Genomic DNA, 3,029 nt, shown 5'->3' on the forward strand with positions numbered 1-3,029 from the left:
GTAGAGGAAATGTGGGATCGCAGTTGAATGGTCATGGGGGTTAACTCTTAATGCTAAGATTTCTTCAAAGATGCTCTTAGCTCCTAACCAGAAAATGCCGGAGATACAGAGGATATCGAAGATCACAAATGAATCTTTTGATTACAAATTGCTATAAGTTCACAATAAGGATGAATAGCTAATGATAATATTTACCATAAGTCTATAGGTAAGGAAGATAAGCACGGAATGGTTTTAGATTTGCTGCTGGTCATGACCCTAGGGTTTCTGGGGAGTTTTGGTCACTGTGTGGCGATGTGTGGACCTCTGGCAGTGGCGTTTTCCCTATCTCAGCAGCAGGAAAAGTCTCCCAAGTGGCTGCATCAGCTGGGTTTTCATAGTCTGCTGAACCTAGGACGAACAATTAGTTATGCTCTAGTCGGAGCTGCACTTGGGGGTATGGGTTCGGTCTTGATTGCCAGTGGTCAGTTGGCTGGGATTGGCAGTGGATTGCGCCAAGTCATGGCAATTCTGACCGGTTTAATGCTAATTTGGTTTGGCTGTGTCCAGCTTAAACCCGATTGGATTCCCCGTCTGCCCCTATTACACCCCCTATCTAAAGGGATTGGGCATCAACGGCTGACGGTCGCCATGAGTAAACTGTCTGGGGAATCTCAGTGGTGGACACCAGCCCTTTTAGGAGGAGTCTGGGGTTTGATGCCTTGTGGCTTCCTGTATGCTGCTCAGATTAAAGCAGCGGAAATGGGGAATCTCTGGTGGGGAGCAGCAACGATGCTGGCTTTTGGACTGGGAACAATGCCCATGATGCTAGGAGTGGGTGTATCTGCATCTAGACTCAGTGTTAGCAAGCGCAGCCAGCTGTTTCGCCTAGGAGGCTGGGTTACCCTCACGATTGGTATTTTAACCCTTCTGCGTACCGATGCTATGGTGGATTACACCGGTCATGGGGCGCTGCTGTTACTGATGTTATCTTTGATTGCTCGTCCGATTAGTCGTTTGTGGTCTGGGCTGTTACGCTATCGTCGGGCTTTAGGAGTGGGGGCATTTGTGTTGGCGATCGCTCATACATTTTTTAGGCTAGACCATGCCTTGAACTGGAAGTTAGATGCCATGGGGTTTATGCTACCGCAGCATAAGTGGGGTCTGTTAGCAGGAATTTTAGCGCTCGTGTTGATTACCCCAGCCGCTCTCACGAGTTTTGACCGCTTACAGAAGGGTTTGGGCAAGCTTTGGCGACGGATTCATTTATTGAGTATCCCCGCTTTAGTCCTAGCTGCAATTCATACCGTGATGATTGGTTCGAGCTACCTTGGACAGTTAGCTTTGACTGGAAACAACCATCTCAGAACTGTCAGTTTGGGAATAATTACCTTAGGAGTTTTGCTAGTGCGATCGCGTATTGTTTGGTCAGGGTTATCCCTAGAAAAGTTCTACCTTCCCCCCAAATCTTGGTAATGGTCACGCTTTGCTACCAATTTCATAAAATCTTAAACTATAGCGGGTTAATCATGCTATAGCTTTTCTGCTCAACCCTTTGCAATTTAGATGTAAAGTATCTGTAAGGTTAATTTTTGGTGGGCTTTATGGGATTGCGAAATTGGTTAACTGTTACTGCTGTAGCTTGTCTGATTTGGGTGATCAGCTCGGCATTTGCTCCCCCTGCGTTGGCTGTGATCCGCATTAAACTCTCCAACTTGTCTTCCGAGGAGTGTCCCTCAGAAATTGGGCAAGGCAGGGTGATCAGTGGTGGGGGTTCGGCTAGGCAGGCTAGTTGCTATCTGATCAAGGGTAAAGCCAAGAATCCCACTGGCAGAACGGTGGTTGATGCTGATGTTTTTGGTCGTATCTTGGATGCCAATGGCAATAATACTTTCCCAAATCGGGGTCGCGTAGGGTCAATTGATGAAGTGCCACCAGGCGAACCCACTGATTTTGAAATTCAGGTTACAGTTCCTGCTAATGTAAAAACCCCTCTGATCCTTCAGGGTTTTAGGGCATCCGGTTTTAGGGAAAGAATCGGTCGGTGATTGGTTAACGCTTAAGTGCTGTCGCCCCTGTCTTGATGCAGCGCTGCATCAAGAAAATTGGGTTATCGTGCCCCGTCCTAGAAGGACGGCTTTTCTTTGAGACAATGGGATTGAAAGTTGGCACTAGGTGTGCTATTATAACAGTATAATCAATATTTATTTTGGTGTAGCTAGATACTGTCTAAACATAAGTAGGCAACGTAAAAAATATGTAGAGCCTACATATTGCGTAATTGGGTCTAACGACTTAAATGTTTATGGAAGACTAAATACGCTTGGGTAGAGGTATCCTCTACTCTTCTTGGCTCCGGCCTGGAATAGCAATTAACCAAGGCCGTAGGCCACGCTACGCGAACGTTGAACCAAGAATCCCCTGGCTTATAGCCATGGGGAGTGTCAAACTGTGAACAAGGATTAGATCTTACTATTCTGATTAGAGCTGTTGATCACGGCTATGCTAAAACAGCCCAGCTACAATTTGTAGAACGAAAATCGCTAGTATGGGTGAAAAATCTATACCTCCAAGGGGTGGAATGAAGGAACGGAAAATATTCAGGTAAGGGTCAGTAATTGGACTTAAGACAGAAGCGATCTGATTCGCCCAATCCATTGTTTGAAACCAAGTTAACAGAATTCGGACAATTAATAGAACTAGATAGATTTTAATAAAGCTCTGGAGAGTGCTAGTCAACAATTCTGTAGCCATAGTATTTATAAGGTTTCTTAGTTAGTTTGTGTGAGTGTTATGCCTTGATGTTAAGTTTAACGGATTTGATCACCCTGTGCCTGAATACCAAGTCAGTAAAGCTAAAACATACCTACAACAGAATTTTTTCACGGCTCAAGCACCCGTTCCTGTGTATTTGCCTCAGCTTTACCTTTCACTGTGCTGACTTGTTGACGTACATCGTCAATGGCTGAATTGAGCTGGGCAATTTTGTCTTCCAAACTCTGACGTGCCGCTTCAATGCTTGCTTCTGCCTTTAGTTCGCGCTTTCTAGC

At 45.5% G+C, this 3,029-nt stretch carries 4 protein-coding genes; 2 read left to right on the forward strand and 2 right to left on the reverse strand.

Annotated elements, in window-relative coordinates; translation table 11 throughout:
• Positions 1–228 precede the first annotated feature (228 nt).
• Entirely contained in the window at positions 229–1,455 is a 1,227-nt protein-coding gene (locus F6K38_RS38235; protein ID WP_287360163.1) for an urease accessory protein UreH domain-containing protein, read from the forward strand.
• Between the two features lie 128 nt (positions 1,456–1,583).
• Positions 1,584–2,027, forward strand: a complete 444-nt coding sequence (locus F6K38_RS38240) for a hypothetical protein (protein WP_071104475.1) — start codon at positions 1,584–1,586, stop codon at positions 2,025–2,027.
• Positions 2,028–2,484: 457 nt separating this feature from the next.
• On the opposite strand, the gene F6K38_RS38245 is transcribed toward F6K38_RS38240, so the two are convergent.
• Positions 2,485–2,733, reverse strand: a complete 249-nt coding sequence (locus F6K38_RS38245) for a YggT family protein (protein WP_287360165.1) — start codon at positions 2,731–2,733, stop codon at positions 2,485–2,487.
• Between the two features lie 128 nt (positions 2,734–2,861).
• Positions 2,862–2,975, reverse strand: coding sequence for a hypothetical protein (locus F6K38_RS44625; RefSeq protein ID WP_502709649.1), 114 nt, complete (start codon positions 2,973–2,975; stop codon positions 2,862–2,864).
• Positions 2,976–3,029: the final 54 nt, after the last annotated feature.

This window comes from Moorena sp. SIO3B2 (assembly GCF_010692525.1).
Lineage (GTDB): Bacteria > Cyanobacteriota > Cyanobacteriia > Cyanobacteriales > Coleofasciculaceae > Moorena > Moorena producens.

Coding starts and splice junctions, on each gene's coding strand:
- F6K38_RS38235 (WP_287360163.1), top strand. CDS start 229: ATGGTTTTAGATTTGCTGCTGGTCATGACCCTAGGGTTTCTGGGGAGT.
- F6K38_RS38240 (WP_071104475.1), top strand. CDS start 1,584: ATGGGATTGCGAAATTGGTTAACTGTTACTGCTGTAGCTTGTCTGATT.
- F6K38_RS38245 (WP_287360165.1), bottom strand. CDS start 2,733: ATGGCTACAGAATTGTTGACTAGCACTCTCCAGAGCTTTATTAAAATC.